This is a genomic window from Agrobacterium sp. LY4 (assembly GCF_001526585.1).
Taxonomy (GTDB): Bacteria; Pseudomonadota; Alphaproteobacteria; order Rhizobiales; family Rhizobiaceae; genus Agrobacterium; species Agrobacterium leguminum.
On the sequence record NZ_ASYA01000034.1, the window covers coordinates 1 to 2,148 of the forward strand.

Sequence of the window (2,148 nt, forward strand, 5' to 3'; positions counted from 1 at the left end):
TGCTTGAATTCCAGCGGGGTCACCAGAAGAATGTCCGCGAGCGCCTGTTTCACATTGCTTCTACAGCGACGTGGCATTTTGCTGCCGTCTTCTCATTCGTTTCAGGCACGTGTCCGCGCTATGCCGAACCAGATTTCAGCAGAATGACTGCCGCGACCCGTCAAGTCGCGGCAGGCAATCAGGCGACGTCCTGAAGTTGTGCTTCGCCGTCGTGGAGGAAGCACGCCCTGTTAAAAAGGCCGAGATCGACGAAGTTGGGAAGACGAATATCGCGGATGTCGGGAAGCCGCTTGCTTTCCGGATCAAACGATCTGTCGATTTGCGAAATGAAGCCCAGAACGCAACCTGTCCGTCGCGCAAAATCACCGAGGGCTCGTAGCTGCTCGGAAAGAACGGGCTTGCTCCGCTGTTGATCCAGCGCCTGGAGATAGTCGATCACCGCGACTGTTCCCGGTCGCGACCCCGACATCCGATCGATGATGTAGTCCGCACTAATTTCATCGGAAGTGACAATCTGAACTTGGTTGGCGAAGCCGTCAGTCTCCCTTTCAAGCGATCGGAGATATTTTCCCGCCTGTTTTTCAGTCAATTCCAACGTAAACAGAAACGCCTTGCGGCCGTCCCGGGCCGCATCGATCAGAAGCTGAAGACCAAGCATGGTCTTGCCCTGCCCCGGTCGGCCAGCGAGCAATAACAGGTCGCCGGCATCGAGACGGGAAAGTACCGTTTCGGAAAGTGGCCCGGAAGACATCCGGGACGACAGCATGCTCCACCTTGCAAAGCCCTCTTCTTGCGCGATCTGATCCAGCGCTTCGTTCAGCGGAACATCATTGTTTCGCGCCATGAGCTTTGCACGGCGTTTAAGCTGAAATATCGGTGCAGAAAGTTTCATCAAAGACCTCCATTGCGAGCCGAAACGCAACCCCTCCTTATGCGATGCTCGAACAGATGGTTCGATGATTTGCCTTCACCCTGCATGTGCGATGCTTTCCCGAAAGGAGGGGGGAGGCTTGGGTCCAGCCTGTAGTTGAAAGCTAGCGGGTTGCGCGATTCGCAGCAAGGGGCGCAAGCCATTCGCCACATCGCAGTTACCGGATCCTGTCCTCATAAAGCAGGACGCCTTTGTCGAACTTCTTGAGCGGCAAAACAGGCCACTATAACCGGCCGGCAGGCCGTCGGAATTGCTACCTGATGTTGCGCTCGAGTTGCGGGCACCATAAAACCTGTCATGCACCATGAAAAAGAACGTTCGTTCAATTGAGGAGACCACGACCTTGAAGCGATTGATTCCAGCGCTGTTGTTATTGTCGTGGTTTGGCGCGATGCCCTTGGTGGCAAAGGCCGATGTCTCTTCCACCAATCAAAACGAATCCGCCTCGGCATTTCAGGGCCTTGACACGCTCGCGCGGGAAACGCGCGCGCAGGGGGATTTACCGCGATTATCCAACCCCGCTCATGCGAAGGTGCTGGACCGGCTCTGGAATGTGGAGGGGACCCTTGGCAGGCAGCCATACCGGTCCGCCGATGTTCCGGCGCTCATCGCCATAGGCGCGAATGCGGGCGCCGTTCTTAAAACCTATGCACTGTTTACCCCACAGAACGGCAGCCTTCCGGACACAGCGGCAAATACGTTCAAATACCAGGACGAAATCGCACGCGCCGGAGCCTATCTATTACATGTCCAGGCGGCTCAGCTGGAGGCGATTACCGATTTTGTCGCCGTGCTTCCTGCCGATCAGATGAACAAGGCGCGCCGCGATGGCCTGCGCCAGATGCGCCTTGGCATCATGGAGCAGTTTACCGGACTGACCCTTATGCTGCGCTCACCGGATTTGCGATCCGAGAATCGGCTCATTTTGCTGAACGCCCTCAATGCCAGCGCCATTCCCGTGGTCGCCGCGACCTCCCTTGCCGACCGAACCGCCATGGCCACCCAGATCGACACGATTTTGCCGGAACTGTCCGGGCTTGAACGCGACAAGGCGCAGGCGCTGAAATCGCTCTTCATGAACCAGAATTGCGACGGGCTTTGCGCGATGGATCAGTAGCCGCTCAATACCCGGTTGACACAAAGGGGCTGCAACCCCGCCCCTCAGAATTCCCCACTCAAACCGCCCACTCCTCATCCGTCGTGAACACGATCGTCAA

At 57.0% G+C, this 2,148-nt stretch carries 3 protein-coding genes; 2 read left to right on the forward strand and 1 reads right to left on the reverse strand.

Annotated features, from left to right (window positions below):
• Window positions 1-194: hypothetical protein (locus L904_RS28285; RefSeq protein WP_210178844.1), on the forward strand; the 194-nt coding region annotated here is incomplete at its 5' end.
• Here L904_RS28285 and L904_RS21955 read toward each other — a convergent pair.
• Window positions 179-892 (reverse strand): DNA helicase, encoded by a 714-nt coding sequence (locus tag L904_RS21955; protein ID WP_020808659.1) that lies wholly within the window; start codon window positions 890-892, stop codon window positions 179-181. The two genes, L904_RS28285 and L904_RS21955, sit on opposite strands and share 16 nt — an antisense overlap.
• 382 nt (window positions 893-1,274) lie before the next feature.
• On the opposite strand from L904_RS21955, the gene L904_RS21960 reads away from it, so the two are divergent.
• Window positions 1,275-2,048 carry a hypothetical protein gene (locus L904_RS21960; RefSeq protein WP_245285036.1) on the forward strand — a complete coding sequence of 258 codons (774 nt, stop codon included), beginning with the start codon at window positions 1,275-1,277 and terminating at the stop codon, window positions 2,046-2,048.
• Window positions 2,049-2,148: the final 100 nt, after the last annotated feature.